The 24,806-nt window shown below is 58.8% G+C and carries 24 protein-coding genes and 1 riboswitch; of the genes, 16 read left to right on the top strand and 8 right to left on the bottom strand.

The features are described 5' to 3' along the window. Nucleotides 1-19: 19 nt before the first annotated feature. Entirely contained in the window at nt 20-1,324 is a 1,305-nt protein-coding gene (gene bioA / locus ACX8ZY_RS14095) for an adenosylmethionine--8-amino-7-oxononanoate transaminase (RefSeq protein WP_061704217.1), read from the bottom strand. An 85-nt stretch (nt 1,325-1,409) separates the two neighbouring features. Here bioA and bioB point away from each other — a divergent pair, with 85 nt between their 5' ends. The 4 genes from bioB to bioD are packed head-to-tail and all read left to right on the top strand — an operon-like array spanning nt 1,410 to nt 4,999. Continuing rightward, on the top strand, nt 1,410-2,441 hold the full coding sequence (bioB, locus tag ACX8ZY_RS14090; RefSeq protein WP_022626019.1) for a biotin synthase BioB: 1,032 nt from the start codon (nt 1,410-1,412) through the stop codon (nt 2,439-2,441). Next, entirely contained in the window at nt 2,441-3,592 is a 1,152-nt protein-coding gene (gene bioF / locus ACX8ZY_RS14085; RefSeq protein ID WP_064689961.1) for an 8-amino-7-oxononanoate synthase, read from the top strand. Before bioB ends, bioF begins: the two co-directional genes overlap by 1 nt. Continuing rightward, nucleotides 3,576-4,331: a malonyl-ACP O-methyltransferase BioC gene (gene bioC / locus ACX8ZY_RS14080; RefSeq protein ID WP_400368389.1), complete on the top strand. Its 756-nt coding sequence runs from the start codon at nt 3,576-3,578 to the stop codon at nt 4,329-4,331. The genes bioF and bioC overlap by 17 nt, the downstream gene beginning before the upstream one ends. Further along, on the top strand, nt 4,328-4,999 hold the full coding sequence (gene bioD / locus ACX8ZY_RS14075; protein WP_033785485.1) for a dethiobiotin synthase: 672 nt from the start codon (nt 4,328-4,330) through the stop codon (nt 4,997-4,999). Before bioC ends, bioD begins: the two co-directional genes overlap by 4 nt. Nucleotides 5,000-5,145: 146 nt before the next feature. Here the strand turns inward: bioD and ACX8ZY_RS14070 are convergent, their stop codons facing one another. Beyond that, nucleotides 5,146-5,868, bottom strand: a complete 723-nt coding sequence (locus ACX8ZY_RS14070; protein ID WP_010260222.1) for an ABC transporter ATP-binding protein — start codon at nt 5,866-5,868, stop codon at nt 5,146-5,148. Nucleotides 5,869-6,761: 893 nt separating this feature from the next. On the opposite strand from ACX8ZY_RS14070, the gene uvrB reads away from it, so the two are divergent. Continuing rightward, nucleotides 6,762-8,783 carry an excinuclease ABC subunit UvrB gene (uvrB, locus tag ACX8ZY_RS14065; RefSeq protein WP_010260230.1) on the top strand — a complete coding sequence of 674 codons (2,022 nt, stop codon included), beginning with the start codon at nt 6,762-6,764 and terminating at the stop codon, nt 8,781-8,783. Here uvrB and ACX8ZY_RS14060 read toward each other — a convergent pair. Further along, nucleotides 8,767-9,690, bottom strand: a complete 924-nt coding sequence (locus tag ACX8ZY_RS14060) for a gluconeogenesis factor YvcK family protein (RefSeq protein ID WP_010260233.1) — start codon at nt 9,688-9,690, stop codon at nt 8,767-8,769. The genes uvrB and ACX8ZY_RS14060 overlap by 17 nt on opposite strands. Nucleotides 9,691-9,894: 204 nt before the next feature. After that, nucleotides 9,895-10,028, top strand: a riboswitch (molybdenum cofactor riboswitch). Here ACX8ZY_RS14060 and moaA point away from each other — a divergent pair. From moaA to moaE, 5 genes are all read left to right on the top strand, one after another. Further along, nucleotides 10,018-11,004, top strand: coding sequence for a GTP 3',8-cyclase MoaA (moaA, locus tag ACX8ZY_RS14055; RefSeq protein ID WP_022626014.1), 987 nt, complete (start codon nt 10,018-10,020; stop codon nt 11,002-11,004). Its footprint overlaps the riboswitch before it by 11 nt. A 14-nt stretch (nt 11,005-11,018) precedes the next feature. Then, the gene (moaB, locus tag ACX8ZY_RS14050) at nt 11,019-11,534 is read left to right on the top strand and encodes a molybdenum cofactor biosynthesis protein B (protein ID WP_022626013.1); all 516 of its coding nucleotides are present in this window, start codon (nt 11,019-11,021) and stop codon (nt 11,532-11,534) included. A 2-nt stretch (nt 11,535-11,536) separates the two neighbouring features. Further along, nucleotides 11,537-12,022 carry a cyclic pyranopterin monophosphate synthase MoaC gene (moaC, locus tag ACX8ZY_RS14045; protein ID WP_256849406.1) on the top strand — a complete coding sequence of 162 codons (486 nt, stop codon included), beginning with the start codon at nt 11,537-11,539 and terminating at the stop codon, nt 12,020-12,022. Then, on the top strand, nt 12,015-12,260 hold the full coding sequence (moaD, locus tag ACX8ZY_RS14040) for a molybdopterin synthase sulfur carrier subunit (protein ID WP_033766727.1): 246 nt from the start codon (nt 12,015-12,017) through the stop codon (nt 12,258-12,260). The genes moaC and moaD overlap by 8 nt, the downstream gene beginning before the upstream one ends. A 1-nt stretch (nt 12,261) precedes the next feature. Next, nucleotides 12,262-12,714 carry a molybdopterin synthase catalytic subunit MoaE gene (gene moaE, locus ACX8ZY_RS14035; RefSeq protein ID WP_010260246.1) on the top strand — a complete coding sequence of 151 codons (453 nt, stop codon included), beginning with the start codon at nt 12,262-12,264 and terminating at the stop codon, nt 12,712-12,714. A 105-nt stretch (nt 12,715-12,819) separates the two neighbouring features. Here the strand turns inward: moaE and ACX8ZY_RS14030 are convergent, their stop codons facing one another. After that, nucleotides 12,820-13,605 carry an OBAP family protein gene (locus ACX8ZY_RS14030; protein ID WP_228312233.1) on the bottom strand — a complete coding sequence of 262 codons (786 nt, stop codon included), beginning with the start codon at nt 13,603-13,605 and terminating at the stop codon, nt 12,820-12,822. A 106-nt stretch (nt 13,606-13,711) separates the two neighbouring features. On the opposite strand from ACX8ZY_RS14030, the gene ACX8ZY_RS14025 reads away from it, so the two are divergent. Both ACX8ZY_RS14025 and ACX8ZY_RS14020 read left to right on the top strand, forming a co-directional pair. After that, nucleotides 13,712-14,806, top strand: coding sequence for a DUF1615 domain-containing protein (locus ACX8ZY_RS14025; protein ID WP_163640591.1), 1,095 nt, complete (start codon nt 13,712-13,714; stop codon nt 14,804-14,806). Nucleotides 14,807-15,052: 246 nt separating this feature from the next. Continuing rightward, nucleotides 15,053-15,760, top strand: a complete 708-nt coding sequence (locus ACX8ZY_RS14020) for a Bax inhibitor-1/YccA family protein (protein ID WP_010260256.1) — start codon at nt 15,053-15,055, stop codon at nt 15,758-15,760. Between the two features lie 50 nt (nt 15,761-15,810). Here ACX8ZY_RS14020 and ACX8ZY_RS14015 read toward each other — a convergent pair whose 3' ends face one another. Genes ACX8ZY_RS14015 through ACX8ZY_RS14005 form a run of 3 tightly spaced genes read right to left on the bottom strand, consistent with a single transcriptional unit; the run spans nt 15,811 to nt 18,778 of the window. Further along, nucleotides 15,811-16,776, bottom strand: coding sequence for a lysylphosphatidylglycerol synthase domain-containing protein (locus ACX8ZY_RS14015; RefSeq protein ID WP_060679786.1), 966 nt, complete (start codon nt 16,774-16,776; stop codon nt 15,811-15,813). Beyond that, the gene (gene clsB, locus ACX8ZY_RS14010; RefSeq protein ID WP_010260263.1) at nt 16,776-18,020 is read right to left on the bottom strand and encodes a cardiolipin synthase ClsB; all 1,245 of its coding nucleotides are present in this window, start codon (nt 18,018-18,020) and stop codon (nt 16,776-16,778) included. Before clsB ends, ACX8ZY_RS14015 begins: the two co-directional genes overlap by 1 nt. Further along, nucleotides 18,017-18,778 (bottom strand): endonuclease/exonuclease/phosphatase family protein, encoded by a 762-nt coding sequence (locus ACX8ZY_RS14005; protein ID WP_022626009.1) that lies wholly within the window; start codon nt 18,776-18,778, stop codon nt 18,017-18,019. The genes clsB and ACX8ZY_RS14005 overlap by 4 nt, the downstream gene beginning before the upstream one ends. A 179-nt stretch (nt 18,779-18,957) precedes the next feature. Between ACX8ZY_RS14005 and ACX8ZY_RS14000 the strand changes: the two genes are divergently transcribed. The 4 genes from ACX8ZY_RS14000 (at nt 18,958) to ACX8ZY_RS13985 (ending at nt 23,152) form a co-directional block, all read left to right on the top strand. Continuing rightward, the gene (locus tag ACX8ZY_RS14000; RefSeq protein ID WP_031594396.1) at nt 18,958-19,350 is read left to right on the top strand and encodes a YbhQ family protein; all 393 of its coding nucleotides are present in this window, start codon (nt 18,958-18,960) and stop codon (nt 19,348-19,350) included. 217 nt (nt 19,351-19,567) lie between these two features. Then, the gene (gene rhlE, locus ACX8ZY_RS13995; protein WP_191913734.1) at nt 19,568-20,941 is read left to right on the top strand and encodes an ATP-dependent RNA helicase RhlE; all 1,374 of its coding nucleotides are present in this window, start codon (nt 19,568-19,570) and stop codon (nt 20,939-20,941) included. A gap of 2 nt (nt 20,942-20,943) precedes the next feature. Further along, a complete protein-coding gene (dusC, locus tag ACX8ZY_RS13990; RefSeq protein WP_033766737.1) occupies nt 20,944-21,894 on the top strand; it encodes a tRNA dihydrouridine(16) synthase DusC in 951 nt (316 codons plus the stop codon). Between the two features lie 70 nt (nt 21,895-21,964). Next, a complete protein-coding gene (locus tag ACX8ZY_RS13985; RefSeq protein WP_459260147.1) occupies nt 21,965-23,152 on the top strand; it encodes an MFS transporter in 1,188 nt (395 codons plus the stop codon). A gap of 21 nt (nt 23,153-23,173) precedes the next feature. On the opposite strand, the gene ACX8ZY_RS13980 is transcribed toward ACX8ZY_RS13985, so the two are convergent. Further along, nucleotides 23,174-24,775: an inorganic phosphate transporter gene (locus tag ACX8ZY_RS13980; protein ID WP_039387694.1), complete on the bottom strand. Its 1,602-nt coding sequence runs from the start codon at nt 24,773-24,775 to the stop codon at nt 23,174-23,176. Nucleotides 24,776-24,806 lie beyond the last annotated feature (31 nt).

Below are 24,806 nucleotides of genomic sequence, written 5' to 3'. Positions count from 1 at the left end.
TGCCAGCGGTCAGCCCGCTTCAGGCGGCAAAATGTTGAGAATGCTCCAGCGCGCCGCCAATCGCCTGCACCAGCCTGCTCAGCGCCTGCGGCGTGATGATGTAGGGTGGCATCAGGTAGATCAGCCGGCCAAAAGGCCGGATCCAGACGCCCTGTTCAACAAAGAACTGCTGCAGCGCCGCCATATTTACCGCCTGATGGGTTTCCACTACGCCAATCGCGCCCAGCACGCGCACATCGGCCACCTGCGGTGAACTGCGCAGTGGCAGCAGCTCAGCCCGTAACTGCTGTTCGATCGCCGCCACCTGGCGCTGCCAGTGACCTTCCGCCAGCATGGTCAGGCTCTCCGCCGCGACCGCGCAGGCCAGCGGATTGCCCATAAAGGTCGGGCCATGCATAAAGCAGCCCGCCGCGCTGCGGCTGATGGTGTCCGCGACCTCGCGGGTAGTCAGGGTCGCCGCCAGCGTCATCATGCCACCGGTCAGCGCTTTGCCGACGCAGAGAATATCCGGGGTAATGCCCGCATGCTCGCAGGCAAAGAGTTTGCCGGTACGGCCAAAGCCGGTGGCGATCTCATCCGCAATCAACAGCACGCCATAGCGATCACAGGCTTCCCGTACCTGCTGCAGATAGCGCGGATGGTAGAAACGCATGCCGCCCGCACCCTGAACAATCGGCTCCAGAATGACGGCTGCCAGTTGCCGGTGATGCTGTTCTATCAGCCTGGCAAAATCATCGAAATCAGGCTGGTGCCATTCATCATCAAAGCCGCAGGCCGGGGCCGCCGCAAAGTGATGCTCGGGCAGATAGCCGCGCCACAGGCTGTGCATCGAGTTCTCGGGGTCGCACACCGACATCGCTGCAAAGGTATCGCCGTGATAGCCGCGTTTCAGCGTCAGGAACTGCTGACGCGTCTCGCCACGCCCCAGCCAGTACTGCAGCGCCATCTTCATCGACACTTCCACCGCCACCGAGCCAGAATCGGCCAGGAAGACGCACTCCAGCGCCTCAGGCGTCATCGCCACCAGCTGACGGCAGAGCGCCACCGCCGCCGGATGGGTAATGCCGCCAAACATCACGTGCGACATCTGGGTGACCTGCTCTGTCAGCGCCCGATTCAGGCGCGGATGGTTGTAACCGTGGATCGCCGCCCACCACGAGGACATCCCATCCACCAGCTCACGGCCATCGGCCAGTTGCAGCTGAAAACCCTGTGCGGCGACCACCGGGTAGCAGGGCAGCGGATCCTGCATCGAGGTGTAGGGATGCCAGATATGCTGGCGGTCAAAGCGGGCATCGTCTGAGGAGAAAACGGGGATAGTCATCGGAGTTGTAAACCAAAATAAAAAAATATAGTTTACAAGTATAACCCTGCTTTTCGTCGGGATGACACCCTTTTTGGAGTAAGTAATGGCTCAACGCTGGACAATTGCACAGGCGCAAGCGCTGTTTGATCAACCTTTTCTTGAACTGATGTTTAAAGCGCAGCAGGTGCATCGGCAGCACTTCGATCCACGCCAGGTGCAGGTCAGTACCCTGCTGTCGATTAAAACCGGCGCCTGTCCGGAAGATTGTAAATACTGCCCGCAGAGCGCGCGCTACAAGACCGGCCTGGAGTCGGAGCGGCTGATGGAAGTGGAAGAGGTGCTGACCTCAGCGCGTCAGGCCAAAGCCGCCGGTTCAACCCGTTTCTGCATGGGTGCCGCGTGGAAAAATCCGCACGAGCGCGATATGCCCTATCTGGAGAAGATGGTGGAAGGCGTGAAGGCGATGGGAATGGAAACCTGCATGACGCTGGGCACGCTCAGCGACCACCAGGCGCAGCGACTGGCGGGCGCAGGTCTCGATTTCTACAACCATAACCTCGACACCTCACCGGAATTCTACGGCTCCATCATCACCACCCGCAGCTATCAGGAACGTCTGGATACGCTGGGCAAAGTGCGCGACGCCGGCATCAAAGTCTGTTCGGGTGGCATTGTCGGCCTGGGCGAAACCGTTAACGACCGCGCCGGTCTGCTGGTGCAGTTAGCCAATCTGCCAACGCCGCCGGAGAGCGTACCGATCAATATGCTGGTGAAGGTCAAAGGCACGCCGCTGGCAGATAACGATGATGTGGAACCGTTCGATTTTATCCGCACCATCGCGGTGGCGCGCATCATGATGCCGACCTCGCATGTGCGCCTCTCAGCGGGCCGTGAGCAGATGAGTGAGCAGACCCAGGCGATGTGTTTTATGGCCGGGGCGAACTCGATTTTCTACGGCTGCAAACTGCTGACCACGCCGAATCCGGAAGAGGATAAAGACCGCGTGCTGTTCCGCAAACTGGGTCTTAACCCGGAGCATACTCACACGCAGCACGGCGATCAGCAGCAGGAGCAGCAACTCAGCGAGCAGCTATTCCATGCCGACACTGAACAGTTCTACAACGCGGCGCTGTAATGGGCTGGCAGCAACGTATCCGTCAGGCGCTGACGCAGCGCCGGGCGGCCGATGGCTGGCGGCAGCGACGGGTGATCGATCAGCAATCCACCCGCACGCTGCACAGCGGCGGCCGCAGCTATCTCCACTTCTCCAGCAATGATTATCTCGGCTTAACCCAGCATCCGGCGGTGATTGCGGGCTGGCAACAGGGCGCGGCGCAGGCGGGCGCAGGTGCGGGTGCCTCGGGGCATGTCACCGGTTATCACCGTCAGCACGCCGATCTTGAGGCGCAGCTGGCCGACTGGCTCGGCTACGACCGTGCGCTGCTGTTTATCTCTGGCTTTGCGGCCAATCAGGCGGTCATTCATCTGCTGGGCGAGAAAAACGATCGCATCCTGGCCGATAAACTCAGCCACGCCTCGCTGCTCGACGCCGCCAGCCATAGTCCGGCACAGCTACGACGTTTCCATCACAACGCGCCGGAGAGCCTGGCAGCCCGGCTCGCCTCTCCCTGCGAGGGCGAAACGCTGGTGGTGACGGAAGGTATTTTCAGCATGGATGGCGACAGTGCGCCGCTGGCCGCCCTGGCGCAACAGACGCGACAGGCAGAGGGCTGGCTGCTGGTGGATGATGCACACGGCATCGGCGTGGTGGGTGAGCAGGGGCGCGGCAGCTGCTGGCAGCAGGGCGTTAAACCGGAACTGCTGGTGGTCACCTTTGGCAAAGCCTTTGGCGTCAGCGGTGCCGCGCTGCTGTGTGACGCAGCCACCGCCGACTATTTCCTGCAGTTCAGCCGACATCTGATCTACTCCACCGCGATGCCCGCGGCGCAGGCGAGCGCGCTGCAGGCGTCGCTGCGTGAAGTTCAGCAGGGCGATGCCCTGCGCCAGCAACTGCAGCAGAACATCGGGCATTTCCGGCGCGGTGCGGCCTCGCTGCCGTGGCAACTGATGGACTCCGGCAGCGCGATTCAGCCGCTGCTGGTGGGTGAAAATGGTGATGCGATGGCGCTCTCTCAGCGGCTGGCTGAAGCGGGCTGCTGGGTCAGCGCGATCCGGCCACCGACCGTGCCGCAGGGGACGGCCCGGCTGCGCATCACTCTGACCGCGGCTCATCATCCTGAGGATATTGACCGGTTACTGGAGGCGCTGCATGACGCTGCGGGTTGACAAGCAGGCGGTGGCACGCGCCTTTGGCCGGGCGGCCAGCCATTACGATGCCCATGCGGCGCTGCAACGCCTCAGCGGCGATGCCCTGCTGGCACAGGCGCCCGCACAGAGCGGTCTGCAACTGCTGGATGCCGGTTGTGGCACCGGCTGGTACAGCAGGCTGTGGCGCGAACGTGGCAAACAGGTAACGGCTCTGGATCTCTCTCCGCAGATGCTGCAACAGGCGCGGGACAATGACGCGGCGCAGCACTATCTGGCCGGTGATATCGACGCGCTGCCGCTGGCGGATAACACGATTGATCTGGTGTGGAGCAACCTGGCGGTGCAGTGGAGCGAGGATCTGCCCGGCGCGCTGAGCCAGTTCCGGCGGGTGCTGCGGCCCGATGGCACGCTGCTGTTTTCCACTCTGGGCGACGGTTCGCTGCAGGAGATTCATGAAGCCTGGTCCCATCTGGATGCGCTGCCTCACGCCAACCGCTTTCTCAGCGAGCCGCAGATTGCGGCGGCCTGCCACGCAGAGCAGCTGCGCTGTACCTCAGAGGTGGTGACCCTGCATTTTCCCGATGCGCTCAGCGCCATGCGCTCCCTGAAGGGGATTGGCGCGACCCATCTGCATCAGGGGCGTGACGGGCAGGTATTAACCCGACAACGGCTCAACCAGTTAGAGGCGCACTGGCCGCGCGATCGGCACGGCTATCGCCTGAGTTACCATTTAATCTATGGAGTAAGTGCATCATGAAACGCCTGTTTATCACTGGCACCGACACCGAGGTCGGTAAAACCGTGGCCAGCGGCGGGCTGCTGCAGGCGGCAGCCGCAGCGGGCTATCGCTGTGCGGGCTATAAGCCGGTTGCCTCAGGCTGTGAGATGACGCCAGAGGGCATCCGTAACAGCGATGCGCTGGCGCTGCAGCGCTACAGCAGCGTGCCGTTAACCTATCAGCAGGTCAATCCGCTGGCGTTTCTTGAGCCGACTTCGCCGCACATCGTCAGCGCCGAAGAGGGCAGGCCGATCACCCATCTGGCGCTGTCGGCGGGTCTGGCGGCGCTGCAACCGCTGGCAGACTGGATTCTGGTAGAGGGCGCGGGCGGCTGGTATACCCCATTGTCGGAGACGCACACTTATGCGGACTGGGTGGTCAGCGAAAAGCTGCCCGTGATTCTGGTGGTAGGGATTAAGCTCGGCTGCATCAATCACGCCATGCTCACCGCTGACGCGGTCCGGGCAAGCGGCCTGCCGCTGGTGGGCTGGATCGCCAACACCGTCGAACCCCCGGGTAAACGCTATCAGGAGTATCTCACCAGCCTGAAAAATCGACTGCCTGCGCCCTGTCTGGGCACCATCCCGTTTCTCACCGATGCGGCGCAGCAGGCATCCTGTGGTCAATACCTGACGCTGCCGGAGTAACCGCCTGGCCTGGCTATTTTATTTGTCGTGCTGAATCCGGGCAGTGCTCACCATCCTCACGCGCTGTGCACACGCTCCGGTGGTTCCGCGCGCTCCGTCTCCAGCCTGCCTGCAACACTTACGCCTAGTGGGGCAGGCGCTGAATATCAGGCTACCGTCAGCCATTTATCGACGGTGTGGTCATCGAGCTGTTCCATGCTGCCCTGCGCCACATTGCGGCCGCGGTGCAGCAGCAGGAAATAGTCCGCCACGCGACGGATCAGCGACAGGCGCTGCTCCAGCAGCAGGATGGTCAGTCCGTAGTCGAGGTTAAGCCGACGGATCAGATTGCCCATCTCCTCTTCCAGCCACGGCGACATCCCGTCGGTCGGCTCATCCAGAATCAGCAGTTTGGGCTGCAGCACCAGCGCGCGCGCCAGGGCCAGCTGTTGCTGCTGATCGATCGGCAGATCGCCGCTGCGCTGCTGGCGCAGTGAGTAGAGCGCCGGGAAGAGGTCGAACACCATTTCAGGAATGGCGCGATGGCGGTCGCGCTGGCTGGCACCCGCCAGCAGGGCAATCAGCAGATTATCTTCCACGCTCATCTGGGTAAAAATATGGCGGCCCTGCGGCACATAGCCAATCCCCATCTGCGCCCGCTGTTCAGCCGGTTGCAGCAGCAGATCTTCCGGCGGCGAGCCATCCTCTTTCCAGGAGATAGAGCCGCTGTTAATCGGCAATCTGCCCATGATGCAGTTCACCAGGGTGGTTTTACCCATGCCAGGACGGCCCAGAATGCCGGTGCAGGTGCCAGGCGACAGATCCAGGTCCACATCCCACAGAATATGGTTTTGACCGTAAAATTGATTTACCGAACGTAAACTCAGCATCTGACACTCTCCTTCCCGATCGTTAGCCTGATTGCTTCCGCGCTCTGTCGTCTGGCAAACAAGTCATCAGCAACGGCAGCCTCGCCATTGCAGCACAGTGCGCGTTTCGCGCGGTGACGCCACTGACTCCTGCAATTCCCAGGCCAGATCTAAAAACGGCCCTGTTTCCTGCTGCAGCGCCACGTATCAGGGATGAAAGGTGAGAAAAACTTATCAATTCCCCACGGTGACCACGCGCATGCACTTTTGCAGTGCCCTGGAGCGCTGTTTCTGGTGCAGACGTACTGTAACGTGGCAGGAAGTCCGATTAAGAATCTTAGTATGAGGCGTGCAAATTTGCGTACGACACCCGGTGACAGATTAAAATTGCAGAATAATCCGTCAGCAGGCGACGCGAAATTTAACGCAAAAAAAATTATTTTCACGGTAGTGAGAAGGCAGGGAAAAATTATACACAGCTGATGGCGTCGGGGCTGCCATCACTTATCCACCATTCCTGTGGATAACCTTGTGCATTAGGTAATGAAAACCAGTTGGAAGCGAGGAAATACGCGGCCTGGTAACATAATGACGAGAATCTGGCCTCATAGCCTTATATCAGTAAAATCAGTTGTTTATCAAAAAACAAGCCTGAGAATTATCTGTCAGGTAACCGTACTGTAATTTTGTGACACTCTATTGACAAATGTTAAATCAGATCCCTGCCTGGGGATAACATTGCGCAACATGCTGAGCGATAACGCTGCCAGCCTGCGGGGACATCAGGTGCCATCCTGCTGGCGTTAACATTGCATCAATACTGTTTTTATATCCAGTATTATTTTCTGGCAAAATCACCATAGCAGAGTAAAATAAGTGCCTGCCCGCCGACTTCTCCAGCAGGAACTGCATTCATGAGCAAAGCCTTTAAATTGAACTCCGCCTTTAAACCTTCGGGCGACCAGCCTGAGGCGATACGTCGCCTGGAAGAGGGGCTGGAGGATGGACTGGCCCATCAGACCTTATTAGGCGTAACCGGCTCTGGTAAAACGTTTACCGTCGCCAACGTGATTGCCGACCTCAACCGTCCGACCATGGTGCTGGCGCCCAACAAGACGCTGGCCGCCCAGCTCTATGGCGAGATGAAAGAGTTTTTCCCGGATAACGCCGTCGAGTTTTTCGTCTCTTACTACGACTACTACCAGCCTGAAGCCTATGTGCCGAGCTCCGACACCTTTATCGAAAAGGATGCGTCGGTGAACGAACATATCGAACAGATGCGTCTGTCGGCCACCAAGGCGCTGCTGGAACGGCGCGATGTCATTGTGGTGGCATCGGTTTCGGCTATCTACGGTCTGGGCGATCCCGATCTCTATCTGAAAATGATGCTCCACCTGACCCGCGGCATGATTATCGATCAGCGCAGTATTCTGCGCCGTCTGTCAGAGCTGCAGTACACCCGCAACGACCAGGCGTTCCAGCGCGGCACCTTCCGGGTGCGCGGCGAAGTGATCGATATCTTCCCGGCGGAGTCGGACGATATTGCGCTGCGCGTCGAGCTGTTTGATGAAGAGGTTGAGCGTCTGTCGCTGTTTGACCCGCTGACCGGCCAGATCGATTCGGTCGTGCCGCGCTTTACCATCTACCCCAAGACGCACTACGTCACGCCGCGTGAGCGTATTCTGCAGGCGATGGAAGATATCAAAGTTGAGCTGGCGGACCGCCGCCGGGTGCTGCTGGAGAACAATAAGCTGCTGGAAGAGCAGCGCATTACCCAGCGTACCCAGTTTGACCTGGAGATGATGAGTGAGCTGGGTTACTGCTCTGGCATTGAGAACTACTCACGCTACCTCTCCGCACGCGGACCGGGCGAAGCGCCGCCGACGCTGTTTGACTATCTGCCCGCCGATGGCCTGCTGGTGGTGGATGAGTCGCACGTGACCATTCCGCAGATTGGCGGCATGTACAAAGGCGACCGGGCGCGTAAAGAGACGCTGGTGGAGTACGGCTTCCGCCTGCCGTCGGCGCTGGATAACCGTCCGATGAAGTTTGAAGAGTTTGAGGCGCTGGCCCCGCAGACCATCTATGTTTCGGCGACGCCGGGCAAATATGAGCTGGAAAAGTCGGGCGACGAAGTGATCGATCAGGTGGTGCGTCCTACCGGTCTGCTGGATCCGATCATCGAAGTGCGTCCGGTCGGTACCCAGGTCGACGATCTGCTGTCAGAAATCCGTCAGCGCGTGGCGATCAACGAACGTGTACTGGTGACGGTGCTGACCAAACGCATGGCGGAAGACCTCACCGAATATCTGTCTGAGCATGGTGAGAAGGTGCGTTATCTGCACTCCGATATCGACACGGTAGAGCGTATGGAGATTATCCGCGACTTACGTCTGGGCGAGTTTGATGTGCTGGTGGGCATTAACTTACTGCGTGAGGGGCTGGATATGCCGGAAGTGTCGCTGGTGGCGATTCTCGATGCGGATAAAGAGGGCTTCCTGCGCTCCGAACGCTCGCTGATTCAGACCATTGGCCGTGCGGCGCGTAACATCAACGGTAAGGCGATTCTCTATGGCGATAAAATCACGCCGTCGATGGCGCGCGCCATTGAAGAGACCGAGCGCCGCCGTGAGAAACAGCAGCTGCACAACGAAGAGAATGGCATCGTGCCGCAGGGCCTGAATAAGAAGATCACCGATATTCTGGAACTGGGCAAAAATGTGGTGAAAACCCGCGGCAAAGCGAAACCCGCCCGTCCTGGCGAAGCCCAGGCGCTGGCCGATTTCCAGCTGTTAACGCCGCAGGCTCTTCAGAAGAAGATCCACGAACTGGAAGGGCAGATGCAGCAGCATGCTCAGAACCTGGAGTTCGAACAGGCGGCCAACGTACGCGATCAGCTGCATGAACTGCGAACGCTGTTTATTGCGGCCTCGTAGCGCCGTTAAAGCCCTGAATGGCATGTTCCAGTGCCACCCGTAACAGCTGGCGGTCGTGACGATATTGGATATCGGCGGCCTCCAGCGGTTCACGGACAATCAGCCGGTTTTCAATGCCACGGGTGTCCACCGCCGGGCTGACGACCAGCGCATCAATCACCCGCTTGCCGATATAACGCTCCATCATCTGCAGCTTATCAGCCACTGAGAGACTGGCGGCGGCAGGACTCAGCTCGCGGCCCAGATTGCCGATAAACACCATAGTGGCAGGCGTGCGACGCAAGGCCTGCGCCATCTCTTCCATCAGCAGAATCGGCATCAGACTGGTGTAAAAGCTGCCGGGTCCAATCAGGATCAGATCCGCTTCACCAACCGCCTGCAGCGCTTCCCGCGTTGGCTGGACGTTGGGATGCAGCATCAGCTCCTGCGGCGGCTGCTTCATCTCGTCAATTGCGGTTTCGCCATAAACCATGTTGCCTTCAACATCCATCGCCACCAGATCCACCGGCTGCTCCGACATCGGGATTAAAAAGGCGTCGACCTTCAGCAGGTTACGGATAATGTTGATCGCTTCCAGCGGACGAACGCTGAGATGATCCAGCGCCCGCAGCATCAGATTACCCAGGTTGTGTCCGGCCAGTTCGCCATTACCGGCAAAACGGTACTCAAACATCGCCGAGGCGACGCTGGGTTCTGCAATCAGCTGGTTAAGGCAGTTACGCATATCGCCCCAGGCGATGCCGCCTTCTGAGCGACGAATACGGCCGGTTGATCCGCCGTTGTCGGTGGTGGTGACGATGCCGGTGAGACGCGAGCCCAGCGGGGAAAGGGCAGACATGACGCGGCCTAAACCGTGTCCGCCTCCCAGTGCCACAACGCGATCAAGATCGGCCAGTGTGCGATTCATACTTCTCCTTAATATCCGTTCGCGTGGCGAGGCTCTAATCGCTAAGCCCGCGCGGATGACTTACGTCAAAATCTGGATCGCATTTTAACGTATCCTGTCGCGAAAATGCGGTGAAAATTCGATATGTATAAGAATATATAGCGAAAACAGCAAATGGAAGAGTGACGAAAATCACGCTACCATCATGCTTACCGCGCTGATCAACGGGTCAGCGTACACTCAAGCCTGAATGCCTACGTCTGCGGATAGGGGGTTCAGGCCGTAGCCATCGAGCTGCCAGGGTGCAGGAAGAAATGACTGCATCTCCCAATCTGGAAAGGTGTTCTGGTGTCACAATTTACTGATGCATACGCGCGTAAGTTCTATTACCTGCGCCTGTCGGTCACGGATGTCTGTAATTTCCGCTGTACCTACTGTCTTCCTGACGGCTACAAACCGCAGGGAATTCGTAACAAAAGCTTTCTCTCGCTGGATGAAATCCGCCGCGTCACGCGGGCCTTTGCCGCTGCCGGAACAGAAAAAGTGCGGCTGACCGGCGGTGAGCCGTCGCTGCGCCGCGATTTTACCGACATCATCGCGGCAGTGCGCGAAAACGCCTCCATTCGCCAGATCGCGGTAACCACCAATGGCTACCGGCTGGCGCGTGACGTGAAACAGTGGCGTGACGCGGGGTTAACCGCACTCAACGTCAGCGTCGACAGCCTGGATGCCCGTCAGTTTCACGCCATTACCGGTCAGGATAAATTCCATCAGGTCATGAGCGGTATTGATGCTGCCCTCGACGCCGGTTTTCGCCAGGTCAAAGTCAACAGCGTGCTGATGCGCGATCTCAACAGCCGTAATCTGGCCACGTTCCTCGACTGGATCCGTACCCGTCCGATTCAGCTGCGCTTTATCGAACTGATGGAGACCGGCGACGGCGGCACGCTGTTCCGCGATCAGCATGTTTCCGGCATGGTCATCCGCGATCAGCTGATCGCCCAGGGCTGGCAGCGTCGTGAGAGCGGACGCAGCGACGGCCCGGCGCAGGTCTTTTACCATCCCGATTATGTCGGCGAGATTGGTCTGATCATGCCCTACGCCAAAGATTTCTGTGCCAGCTGCAACCGTCTGCGCGTTTCGGCGCACGGTAATCTGCACCTTTGCCTGTTTGGTGACGGCGGTGTGCCGCTGCGCGATCTGCTGGCGTCAGACGACCAGCAGGCCGAACTGCAGGCGCGTATTGCCAGCAGTCTGGGGCAGAAAAAGCAGACGCACTTTCTGCATCAGGGCAACACCGGCATCACACAGAATCTCTCTTACATTGGCGGCTAATTTCAGGAGGCAGTATGGGTAAACCAGCCAGCGAATTTCAGGCAGTGCAGATTGCGGTGATGACAGTGTCAGATCGTCGCGATGCCAGTGACGATACCTCCGGCGACTATCTGCGCGAAGCCGCAGCCGAAGCGGGGCATGAGGTGGTCGATCACGCCATCGTGCCGGATAATCTTTATCGTATTCGCGCCACCGTGTCGCGCTGGATCGCCAGTGAAGATGTTCAGGTCGTGATTATTAATGGCGGAACCGGCTTTAACCTGAAAAACAGCACGCCGGAAGCACTCCTGCCGCTGTTCGACCGCGAGATTGATGGATTTGGCGAACTGTTCCGGATGATCTCCTATGAAGAGATTGGCGGTTCGACATTGCAGTCTCGCGCGATTGCCGGTCTGGCTAATCAGACGCTGATCCTGGCCGTGCCGGGTTCCACCAGCGCCTGCCGCACCGCCTGGGAACGCATTATCGCTGACCAGCTTGATGCGCGAACCGCGCCCTGTAATTTTGTCTCACATCTCAAGAAACGGTAAGTATGTCTCAACTCACACACATAAACGCCGCGGGCGAAGCGCACATGGTGGATGTCTCCGCCAAGGCGGAAACCGTGCGCGAAGCGCGGGCAGAAGTGCTGGTGCTGATGCAGCCGGAAACGCTGCAGATGATTATTGAAGGCAGCCACCACAAAGGGGATGTCTTTGCCACCGCGCGCATCGCCGGTATTCAGGCGGCGAAACGCACCTGGGAACTGATTCCGCTCTGTCATCCGCTGATGCTGAGCAAAGTGGAAGTGAACCTGGAGGCTGAACCGGACCACTGCCGGGTCCGCATCACCACGCTCTGTCGCCTGACCGGCAAAACCGGCGTGGAGATGGAAGCGCTGACGGCCGCATCGGTTGCCGCGCTCACCATCTATGACATGTGCAAAGCGGTACAGAAAGATATCGTTATCGATCAGCTGCGCTTAATCAGCAAGAGCGGTGGCAAAAGCGGCGATTTCCAGGCGGTCGCGCATGATTAAGGTGCTGTTTTTCGCCCAGGTCCGTGAGCTGACCGGCACCTCATCGCTTGAGGTCGGTGCTGATTATCCGGATGTGGCCGCGCTGCGCAGTGCGCTGGCAGATCGCGATGACCGCTGGGCGCTGGCGCTCGAGTCGGGCAAGCTGCTGGCGGCGGTGAATCAGACGCTGGTGCCGATGAGTCATCCGCTGCACGCCGGTGATGAAGTGGCCTTTTTCCCGCCCGTGACCGGAGGCTAAGATGGAAACGCAGATTCGCGTCGGTCCCGCGCCCTTTGATATGGCGGAAGCGTATCGCTGGCTGGCGGCCTGTGATGAAGATGGTGCGGTAGTGACCTTTACCGGCAAAGTCCGTAACCACAATCTGGGCAACGACGTCGCGGCACTGACGCTGGAGCACTATCCCGGCATGACCGAAAAAGCGCTACAGGAGATTGTTGATGCGGCGCGCGAACGCTGGCCGCTGCAGCGCGTCACGGTGATCCATCGCGTGGGCGAACTGTTTCCCGGCGATGAAATCGTGCTGGTGGGCGTGACCAGTGCCCATCGTGGCAGCGCCTTTTCCGCTGCAGAGTTCATTATGGATTACCTGAAAACCCGCGCGCCGTTCTGGAAGCGAGAAGCGACAGAGCAGGGCGATCGCTGGGTGGATGCCCGCGACAGCGACCACCAGGCGGCTCAGCGCTGGGACTAAGCTGCATTAACGGCTTAGCGGGCAAAGGCGTCTACGTCCGCTGAGCCGTTAACCGCAGACACGCCGCTGCCCGCATCCCCGGACATCACGACGCTTAGTGCGGGATTAAGGCTGCTTTAGCTGCTCAGCCGGACCAAAACCGGTCTGACCGTGGCTGTGTTCGCCGCCGCCGGCGGTGCGCTTCAGCTGAATGACCTGGCTCTGTTGCCAGGCGTTGGCACCTGCCGCGGCAGGATGCGCCACGATATCCGCACGCTGGGCGCGGATCTTTTTGCTGTCGACGTCAAAACGACGATCGCGGTCCGCCAGCAGTCGCGAGTCCATCTGACCATCCTCCGTAAAGCCCATCATCAGCGCCGGAATGCCGATCGGCAGCGTTTTGTCGCGATCGGTGTGCCAGGTGTGCCAGGTTTTCCCGTAAGTGTTCACAATGCGCTTCATCAGGGCGTGGTCGGCGGCTTCCGGTAAGCCTGGGGCTATCAGCGTGCCCGATTTCACCTCATACTGATGGCTGTGCCAGAGCTTCTTCTCTTCGGGCGGCAGGGTGTTAAACAGCCGTTCGCTGATAATGTACTCCACGCCCATCAGCCGTGCATCACGCGTATTGCCGTCGTAAATCACCGCCTGCATCACATCGTCGTTCAGCACGGTGACATAGTGGTGCGCCTCCATCTGACCGTTCTTATCGCCGTTATAAAAATGGAATCCGTCGAGATAGGTGTTGATGGCGTCGATGGGTGGACGTGACTGCATCACGCTGGCGCCGGTCTCCAGCACCTTAAGCGAGGAGGAGGTGGGGGCGCCCGGAGATTTTACCTGGGCAGGCGTATTATTAGCGCCGCAGCCGGTTAATAACAGGCTGAACGCCGCAACAGGCCAGAGTTTAAACATCGTAAGTTCCTTTAACGGTAAAAAAGATAACCTTAGTTCAGTTCTCGCCTGCCTGTGAAACTCTGGCGATGGTAGAGTAGAGCTTTGGTTCATTCTGAGGACAGGCATGTCATCCACCCCGATTCTGCAACGTCTGACACTGGTCGCCGCCCTGGTGCTGGCAGGTTGTAGCAGCAAGAAAACCCCTGAGGCGCCGGTGCGGCAGCCTGAAGATGTCAAAGCGCAGATCCAGCGGCTGTTGCCGTCGCACGTCAGCAATAAAGCGGCGTGGAGCGACGATATCTACACCACCTTCCGCACTCAGCAGATCGATCCCAGCGCCAGCAACCTCTGCGCGGTGATCGCCGTGGCGGATCAGGAGAGCAACTTCAGCGCCGAGGCCGCCGTGCCGGGTCTGCCAAAAATCGCCTGGGGCGAGATCAACCGCCGTGCGGCGCAGGTGCACGTCCCGGCATTCCTGGTGCGTACCGCGCTGCAGATCAAATCGCCCACCGGTGAAAGCTACGCCGCCCGGCTGGACAAAGTGCGCAGTGAGAAAGAGCTGAGCGCTATTTTCGATGACCTGATCGATATGGTGCCGATGGGCCAGACGCTGTTTGGTAATCTCAATCCAATCCACACCGGCGGGCCGATGCAGGTCAGCATTGCGTTTGCCGAAGCGCATGCCAAAGGCTACCCGTGGCCGATCGATGGCACCATCCGGCGTGAAGTCTTCACCCGTCATGGCGGGATCTACTTCGGGACGATGCACCTGCTCGGCTATCCGGCTGACTACAGCCAGCCGCTCTACCGCTTTGCCGACTACAATGCGGGCTGGTATGCCAGCCGCAATGCGGCCTTCCAGGCGGCGGTGTCGCGCGCCACCGGCATGAAGCTGGCACTGGATGGCGATCTGATTCTTTATGGATCGGATGCGGCGGGCGGCACCGAACTGGCGGTGCGCACGCTGTCGAAGCAGATCGATATGAGCAACAGCGACATTCGCCGCGATCTGGAGAAAGGGGAGAAAGCGTCGTTCAGCGACAGCGAACTCTGGAAACAGGTCTTTACCCTGGCGGATAAAATGGCGGGTCGAAAGGTACCGCGTGAAATGCTGCCGGGCATCAAGCTGGAAAGCCCGAAAATTACCCGTAATCTCACCACGGCGTGGTTTGCGCAGCGTGTCGACAGCCGTTATCAGCAGTGCCTGTCGCGACGTTAAGCAGCATGTTGTGGCGCAGTTGAGCTGAGCTGTGCCACACTTAGAGCCAGTTCCGGGCGACTTTTATTGTTATTCTGGCCCTGAACTGTGCGCATCCTCATAAGGCCGTATGGGCCCGTGGCGGTTGTGTCGCGCTGTCGCTGGCCCAACGGGCTGAAACAGAAACAACGTATGCCTGCCAGACCAGGTTATTCATCCGGTTCCCTGTGTGGGGCCGGTCCTAATCCGTTTAACAAGAGGTGCATCATGGACCGATATCCACGAAATGATTCCATCGTTCAATCCGCATCTCGCGGTTTACAAGCTTATATGGCGCAGGTTTATGGCTGGATGACCTGCGGTCTGTTACTGACGGCGTTTGTCTCCTGGTACGCTGCGCGCACGCCAGCGATCATGGAGCTGGTGTTTGCTAACCGCATCACCTTCTTCGGACTGATTATCGTGCAGCTGGGGCTGGTCTTCTTCCTGTCAGGCATGGTGCATCGCCTGAGCGGGGCCGTGGCAACCGGGCTGTTTATGCTCTATTCGGCGCTGACCGGCCTGACCATGGCGAGTATCTTCCTGGTTTACACTAACTCCTCGATCGCCAGCACCTTCTTTATCACGGCGGGGATGTTTGGCGCGATGAGCTTCTACGGCTATACCACCAAACGCGATCTCAGCCGTTTTGGCAGTCTGCTGTTTATGGCGCTGATTGGCATCGTGCTGGCGTCGCTGGTGAACTTCTGGCTGAAAAGCCCGGCGCTGATGTGGGCGATTACCTACATCGGGGTGGTGGTATTTGTGGGGTTAACGGCCTATGACACGCAGAAGCTGAAAAATATCGGTGAGCAGATCGATGCCCGCGATACGGAAAACCTGCGTCGCTACTCGATTATGGGCGCACTGACGCTGTATCTCGACTTTATCAACCTGTTCCTGATGCTGCTGCGGATTTTCGGCAACCGCCGTTAAGCCTGAGGGAGTAGCGGGGGAGGCGCACTGTCTGCGCCTCCCCTTTTTTATTACGACTTCTGCAACTTCTGCTCGTTCTTCTGACGCAGATGCTTCGCCCGACTCTCCAGCCCCAGATAGAGCACCAGCGCTAACAGCAGCGGCAGGATAAAGTAGAGCACGCGATAAGCCAGCAGCGCCGCAATGATAGTGCCATGCGAGGCGTGCTGACCGCTGAGTAACGCCAGGAAGACCGCTTCCAGTACGCCAATGCCCGCCGGAATATGAATGATTACCCCGGCAATACTGCTGATCAGCAGCACGCCCAGCACCATCGGATAACCGACGTCTCGTCCCAGCAGCAGCCAGATAATCGCCCCCATCACCATCCAGTTGGCACAGGAAACCGCAAACTGCAGCAGCGCCATGCGCAGCGAGGGCAGCTGCAGCGTCTGGCCTTTTACCGTCCAGCGACGCTGCTTTGAGAAGGCACAGGCCCAGAGGTAGGCCGCCACCAGCACCAGCAGAGCGCCACCAATCAGCCGCAGGGTGGTTTCACCAATAAACCAGCCGCTGGGAATCGACACCATGCCCGCACTGAATACCACGCCCGCCAGCAGGATATAGCCCAGCCAGTTAGTGGCGATGCTCAGAGAGAAGATGCGGGTGATGGTGCCGCTATCCAGCCCTAACCGTGAATAGAGCCGGTAGCGCATCGCGACGCCACCCACCCAGGTGCTCAGCGTCAGGTTGAAGGCGTAACAGATAAACGACACCAGCATCACCTGCCGCTTCGCCAGCTTATGGCCGCAGTAGGCGCGTCCAATCAGGTCATAGCAGCCATACACCAGGTAACTCAGCACCACCAGTCCGGCGGCGGTCAGTACCACAAAGCGGTTGTAGTTAACGATGACGTCATAAACATCTTCCCAGTTCACTTTGCGGGCATAGACCACCAGCAGAACCACCACCGCGATGAAAAAGAGCACGGTGAGGATTTTTTTCGCCAGTTGCCAGCGTGGATGTTTTTTTGCCATCAGGATTTTGCTCCCGGGTTATCAGTTTCAACGCGATCCTGCGTCTCCATTTCAGGCTGTACCGGCTCACCCACCTGGGCCAGCAGCGGCGTATGCGCCGGCAGCCAGCCAGCGATGGCCGGGAAATGGCGCAGGAAGTGGAATACCACCACGCTTTTACTCAGTTGCCACCAGTTGCGCGGCGGTAAGCGATCTTCCTGCACGCGCTGGCAATCGTTGGCCAGCAGCGCTTCCAGGTTATCACGCAGCGTCTGGTTAAACGGTCTGTCGTGGATGATCAGATTGGCTTCAAGGTTAAGTGACAGGCTGAGCGGATCGAGATTGCTGGAGCCGACGGTGGCCCAGTAGTCGTCTTTTACCGCGATCTTGCCGTGCAGCGGGCGACGGATATATTCGTAGACTTCAACGCCGCCATCGACCAGATAGTTGTAGAGCAGCTCCGCGCCCACTTTCACAATTGGCATATCCGGTTCGCCCTGCACAATCAGTCGCACCCGAACGCCACGCTGCGCGGCGTTGCGCATCTCACGCAGCAGCCGGTAACCCGGGAAGAAGTAGGCATTGGCGATAATCACATCCCGCTTCGCCTCGCGCAGCATCTCCAGGTAGTGGACTTCGATGTCGTCGCGATGCTCGTCGTTATCGCGATAAACATAGAGCACCTGAGCATCGCCGGGCGTGGCGTTGACCGCCGGACGATGAGAGCGCGATCCCCACCAGCGGCGGGTATTCTGTTCGCTGCCAATCGCCTGTTGCAGATAGCGGGCGATGTCACCCACCACCGGGCCTTTGACCTGTACCGCATAATCCTGTTTCGCTTCCGGGCCATAATCGGTGTTGTGCTCGGCCGAGAAGTTAATGCCGCCCACAAAGGCTACCACGTCATCCACCACCACGGTTTTGCGGTGCAGACGGCGGAAAACGTTGGTGCGCATCCCCATCACCAGCGGACGCGGATCGTAATAGATGAAACGCACGCCAGCGCTGGTCAGGCTGTTAACAAATTTGTCGGAGAGTTCGGCAGAGCCATAACCATCGACCATCACTTCGACCCGCACGCCGCGCTGGGCTGCCGCCAGCAGTTCGCGGTGCAGGGCGTTGCCCACGTCATCCTCAAACAGAATAAAGGTTTCGATTAATACCGTACGTTCCGCCCGCTGGATCGCGCCAAAGACCCGCGGGAAAAACGCTTCGCCATTTTCCAGCAACAGCAGCCGGTTGCCTTCCTGCCAGCTAAAATTCATAGGTGAATCTCCACCGCCAGCGGCGCATGGTCGGAAAGATGGGACCAGGGCTTGCGCGGCAGCGCCCACGGATGACTGACGGTGGCGTTGCGGACATAGATGCGGTCAAGCCGCAGGATCGGGAAGCGCGCCGGGAAGGTGCGCGCCGGGCGTCCGGTTTTCATGCTGAATACCTCTTTCAGGCCTGCGCCATGTTTCAGAATGGAATTGGCGCGTCGCTGCCAGTCGTTGAAATCGCCCGCCACCACCACCGGCGCGTCGGGCGGCAGTGAGTTAACCATTTCACATATTTTCTTCATCTGCGCGTGACGATGGGCCACTTTCAGACCCAGATGAACGCAGATGACATGCAGCGTGCCGTGCGGCTCGGGCAGGGCGATCTGGCAGTGCAGCATACCGCGGTTTTCACTGCCCGCCACCGAGATATCCCGGTTCTCATAGTCGGCGATCGGGAAACGAGACAGCACCGCATTGCCGTGATGCCCCTCCGGATAGACCGCATTACGCCCATAGGCGAAATCGTTCCATATGGTGTCGGCCAGAAACTCATAATGAGGAGAATCGGGCCACTCCTCATGGTTAAGGGAGTGGATGGCATGCGTGCCCATCACCTCCTGCAGAAAGACCACATCCGCCTCCGTTGCGCGAACGGCGTCGCGTAATTCGGGCAGGATGAAGCGGCGATTGAAAGGGGCGAAACCCTTATGTGTATTGATCGTCAGGACTTTTATTGAAAATCCTTGCTTGTTTTGTGGCATACTCGCGACGCACTCCTTTTCATCATCAATAGAATCAAAGTGTAGTCTTTGTCACAAATGGGTGGTGAAAGAGGGCGAAAATTAGGGCGTTATCCGAAAATTGTTTTACATTGAGGAAATCGTTTCCGGCTTGTGCCGGTAGCACTTGGGCGACCTGTTGGGTCTGCCAGGAGAACTGAATGAAATGGTCTAATCGTATTCAAATTATCACGGGTCAAACGTTGTTGCATATTGCTATGCATCTGCTGGTGATCGCTGCACTGATCTGGGGCTGGAAGCACAAAGCGCTGGTTGATGTCTGCAGTACGCTGGTGGCGATGTACGCACTGGTTTTTGTTGCCATGCTGGTGACACAGCGCATTGCCCGTTTACGTACTCTCGGCGATTATCTTGAAGAAGCGACCACCACTTACTACTTTGGCGCCGCCATGATGACACTGTTCCTGGTGTCGCGGATTTACCACAACAACCTGCTGCTGGCGTGTCTCGGCGTAGTGATGTTGCTGGGTCCGGCGCTGGTCTCGCTGCTGGCGAAAGAGCCACCGCGACGAATCGAAAACAAACGTAGTTAAGTTGAAGGCCACCGGAAGGTGGCCTTCCTGTTTTCAGGCGGTTAAGTTGTGTCAGGAAATGTGAGCTATCTCGCACACTTCTCTTAAAGCTGTTACACTCGCCCGCTTACGCATCGTAGTTTGCGCCCTTTTCACGCGTCAGCCCTGGCTGGCGTCACTATCCCTCTGAAAACTACACCGTGAATCACGGTCAGAGCGGACCGGAGTAAATCACTTAATGTCTTTTGACTCTCTCGGCCTGAGTGCCGATATTTTGCGCGCGGTCGCCGAACAAGGCTACAGCGAACCCACACCTATCCAGCGCCAGGCGATTCCTGTTGTGCTGGCAGGCCGCGATCTGCTGGCGAGCGCCCAGACCGGCACCGGCAAAACAGCCGGCTTTACCTTACCGATGTTACAAAAACTCTCTGCTACTGCCACGCCCATCCGCGGTCGTCGCCCGGTGCGCGCCCTGATCCTGACCCCAACCCGTGAGCTCGCGGCGCAGGTTGGCGAAAACGTCAGCGACTACAGCAAATATCTCTCGCTGCGTTCCATGGTGGTGTTTGGTGGCGTCAGCATCAATCCACAGATGGTAAAACTGCGTGGCGGCGTCGATATCCTGGTGGCAACGCCTGGACGCCTGCTGGATCTGGCACAACAGAATGCGGTTGACCTGTCACAGGTCGAAATTCTGGTGCTGGATGAAGCGGACCGTATGCTGGATATGGGCTTTATCCACGACATCCGTCGCGTACTGGCGCGTCTGCCGGCTAAACGTCAGAACCTGCTGTTCTCTGCCACCTTCTCTGATGAGATCAAAGGCCTGGCTGAGAAACTGCTGACCAACCCGGAAATGATTGAAGTGGCTCGCCGCAACACCGCCTCCGAGCAGGTCGCGCAGCAGGTGGCTTTCGTTGATAAGAAGCGTAAGCGTGAATTGTTGTCGCAGCTGATTGGCGAAGGCAACTGGCAGCAGGTGCTGGTCTTTACCCGTACCAAACACGGCGCGAACCACCTTGCCGAGCAGCTGGGCAAAGATGGTATCTCCGCTGCCGCGATCCACGGCAACAAGAGCCAGGGTGCACGTACCCGCGCGCTGGCCGACTTTAAGTCAGGCGGAATTCGCGTCCTGGTTGCCACCGATATCGCGGCCCGTGGCCTGGATATCGAAGAGCTGCCACACGTCGTGAACTATGAGCTGCCTAACGTCGCCGAAGATTACGTTCACCGCATTGGTCGTACCGGCCGTGCGGCGGCGACCGGTGTCGCACTGTCACTGGTCTGCGTCGATGAGCATAAACTGCTGCGTGATATCGAACGTCTGCTGAAGCGTGAAATCCCGCGTCTGGCCGTTGAAGGTTATGAACCCGATCCGAGCATCAAAGCGGAGCCGATCATCAACGGTCGTCAGCAGCAGTCTCGCGGCGGTGGCGGCGGCGGCGGCCGTGGTCGCAGCCAGGGCGGACAGGGTGCAGGCGCATCGCGCTCATCTTCATCCGGCGAAAAGCGTCCTCAGGCGCGTCGTCAGAGCCAGGCCGCTCCTCAGGGCGATAGGCCCGCAGCCCGTCCGCGTCGTCCGGCAGCAGCGAAGCGTACCGGAAACGTCTGAGTATGAGGGTTTTACTGGCACCGATGGAGGGCGTGCTGGATTCACTGGTGCGCCAGCTGTTATCGGAAGTAAACGACTACGATCTCTGCATCACTGAGTTTTTGCGCGTGGTCGATCAACTGCTGCCGGTAAAATCTTTCTACCGTCTCTGCCCCGAACTGCATAACGCCAGCCGCACGCCTTCCGGCACGCGGGTGCGTATGCAGCTGCTGGGGCAGCATCCCGAATGGTTAGCCGAAAACGCCGCACGTGCGGTGGAACTGGGCTCATGGGGTGTGGATCTCAACTGTGGTTGTCCTTCTAAACTGGTCAACGGCAGCGGAGGCGGCGCAACTCTTCTTAAAGATCCCGATCTGATCTATCGCGGCGCGAAAGCGATGCGTGAAGCGGTGCCTGAAGATTTGCCGGTAACGGTGAAAGTGCGGCTCGGCTGGGACTCCAGCGCCCGCAGTCTGGAGATTGCCGATGCGGTGCAACAGGCCGGTGCCAGCGAGCTGGTGGTGCATGGGCGGACCAAAGAAGAGGGCTATCGCGCAGAGGCGATCAACTGGCAGGCGATTGGCGATATTCGTCAGCGGCTGCGCATTCCGGTGATTGCCAATGGCGAAATCTGGGACTGGCAAAGCGCGCAACACTGTATGGCGGTAACCGGCTGCGATGCGGTGATGATTGGCCGTGGCGCACTGAACATCCCCAACCTGAGCCGGGTAGTGAAATATAACGAGCCGCCGATGGCCTGGCCTGATGTGGTGCGGTTATTACAGAAATACAGCCGGCTGGAAAAGCAGGGCGATACCGGCCTCTATCACGTGGCGCGTATCAAACAGTGGCTCGGTTATCTGCGCAAAGCCTATGGCGAAGCCGATGGCTTATTCAGCGAAATCCGTGCGTTAAAATCGTCGGGCGACATTGCACAGGCGATTGATCGTCACGCACATGTTCATGGTTTGTGATAAAAAATCAGGCGACCCCTTAGCGGCCTGACGGTATAGTGGGAAAAATTTCCTGGACCCCTTGCCTGCTATGTCTGACTCCGCTGTGTTGAGCAACAGCCAGCTCAACAAACGAATCCTCTCTGTTATTATCTTCACCTTCTTCTGCTATCTCTCTGTCGGACTGCCGCTGGCCGTGCTGCCAGGCTTCGTCAAAAATCATCTTGGCTTCAGCTCCTTTATCGCCGGACTGATTATCAGCATTCAATATTTTGCGACGCTGCTCAGCCGTCCGCAGTCGGGCCGTCTGGCCGATCGCCTTGGGCCAAAGCGGGTGGTGATGCTGGGACTGCTCTGCTGCGGCATGAGCGGGGTGCTGACTATCGTGGCCGCACTGCTGAGCGGCTGGCCGTGGCTGAGTCTGGCGCTGCTGGCCATCGGGCGGCTGTTTCTCGGCGTAGGTGAAAGCTTCAGCAGCACCGGCTCTACCCTGTGGGGTATGAACATCGTCGGGCCAATGCAGACCGCGCGCGTGATCTCCTGGAACGGTGTTGCGACCTATCTGGCAATGGCCGTCGGTGCACCGCTGGGTGTGCTGCTGAACAGTGAATTTGGTATGAGTGGATTTGCCGGGCTGATTGCGCTGATGGGCGTGGCGGGCTATCTGATGGCCAGCCGCAAAGCGGCGGTGACGGTCAGTGTGGGCGAGCGCATTCCGTTTCACCGCGTCTTCTCCCGCGTCTGGCTTTATGGCCTGGCGCTGGGCTTCGGCACCATCGGTTTTGGCGTTATCGCCACCTTTATCACCCTCTATTTTGCCAGCCGCGACTGGCAGGGCGCGGCCTATGCGCTGACGCTGTTCAGCCTGGGGTTTGTGCTGGTGCGTCTGGGATTTGGTCGCTTTATTACCCGTTTCGGCGGGCTGCGCGTGTCGCTCTTCTCTTTCCTGCTGGAGTGCCTGGGACTGCTGATTATCTGGCAGGCGGACAGCGCCTGGCTGGTAGGGGCGGGCGCATTCCTCACCGGCAGCGGATTTTCGCTGGTCTTTCCGGCGCTGGGCGTTGAGGCGGTTAAACGGGTTGAGCGCCAGGATCAGGGCTCTGCGCTGGGCACCTATTCCGCTTTTCTCGATCTGGGCCTGGGCTTAACCGGCCCGGTGGCGGGATTGCTTATCGGACACTGGGGGATGCATTCAGTCTATCTGGCGGCGGCGTTGATGGTGCTGGGGGCGCTGCTGATTACCCTGCGGCTTTACTGGCAGCAGCGGCTTATCGCCTGAATGACGATAAGCCGCAGACCGTTAAAAATGGCTGAACACCCAGTAAAGCAGGGCAGAGAGCAGAATAGATACCGGCAGCGTTAAAATCCAGGCGACGGCCAGGTTACGCAGCGTCGAGAGCTGCAAGCCGGAACGGTTCGCCGCCATGGTGCCCGCCACGCCGGATGAGAGCACGTGGGTGGTAGAAACCGGTAAACCGAAACCGTCTGCCGCGCCAATGGTCATCATCGCCACCAGTTCGGCGCTGGCGCCCTGGGCATAGCTCAGATGGGTTTTACCGATCCGTTCTCCCACGGTGACCACAATCCGGCGCCAGCCGACCATGGTGCCCAGTCCCAGCGCAATCGCCACCACCACTTTCACCCACATCGGAATAAAGCGGGTGGCGCTGTCGAGTTCCGTTTTCACTGCCTTAAGGTTGCGTTCCGTCTCCTGCGGCAGTCTGACCTCAGCGCTCTGCAGATGCTTGATCGATTCTGACGCCAGATACATCTGGTTGCGGGTATTGGTCACCGCCTGAGCTGGAATGTTTTCCATTGAACCGTAACGACGAATCTCATCGCCGACTTCGCGCAGCGTCATCGCCAGCGCGGGCAGCACGTCGGGATTCATGCTGTTGCTGCCAACAAAGCCGGTCAGTACCTCACGGGCCGGTGGAGGATTGGCTGAGGCGGGTTGCAGTTGCAGCAGCTGATGGGCGGTCACTTCGTTCAGCGCCGCGACGCGCGGGATCTGATCGGGTGGCAGCGATCGGTTCAGGGCGTAGGCGATCGGCATGGTGCCCACCAGGATCAGCATAATCAGCCCCATTCCTTTCTGACCATCGTTGGAGCCGTGCGCAAACGACACGCCGGTACAGGTCAGGATCAGCAGGCCGCGGATCCAGACCGGTGGCGGCTGATTGCTTTCCGGCGCCTGATAAAGCTGGCGATTGCGGATAAACAGTTTCATCACCCACAGCAGCAGCCCGGCGCAGACAAAGCCGACCACCGGCGACAGCAGCAGTGCATAGCCGACCTTCAATGCCTGATCCCAGTCAACTCCGCTCAGACCGCTGCGTCCGTGCAGCATCGCATTGGCAACGCCGACGCCGATGATCGAGCCGATCAGCGTATGGGACGACGACGACGGCAGCCCTAAATACCAGGTGCCCAGGTTCCAGATAATCGCTGAGAAGAGCAGCGCATAGACCATGGCAAACCCGCTGCCGCTGCTGGCCTGCAGGATCAACTCCACCGGCAGCAGTGAGATAATGCCAAACGCCACCACGCCGCTGGAGAGCAGCACACCCAGAAAGTTACAGAAACCGGACCAGACCACCGCGACGCCGGGCGTCAGCGAATGGGTGTAGATCACGGTCGCTACGGCATTGGCGGTATCGTGAAAGCCATTCACGAACTCAAAGCCGAGCGCAATCAGCAGTGCCAGCCCCAGCAGAAAGAACGGCAGATAGCTGGTGACCGGCATATTGGTCTCTTCAACATCGCTGACCAGATTGAGACCGGCGAACGCCAGTCCGGCAACCAGCAGAATGAAGAACAGTGGTTTACTGAAACGGCTATTTTTGCCGTTGAAATCGGGGCGACCTCGGGCTGATGAGGAGGAGAGACTGTTTTCGCTCATGGTGTACCTCTGGTGGCTGATGCCGGATGCT

The organism is Pantoea sp. XAF26B01_ASV70 (assembly GCF_054512635.1).
Note: the sequence above shows the minus strand (reverse complement) of the source record. Positions and strands in the feature narration are given on the sequence as shown.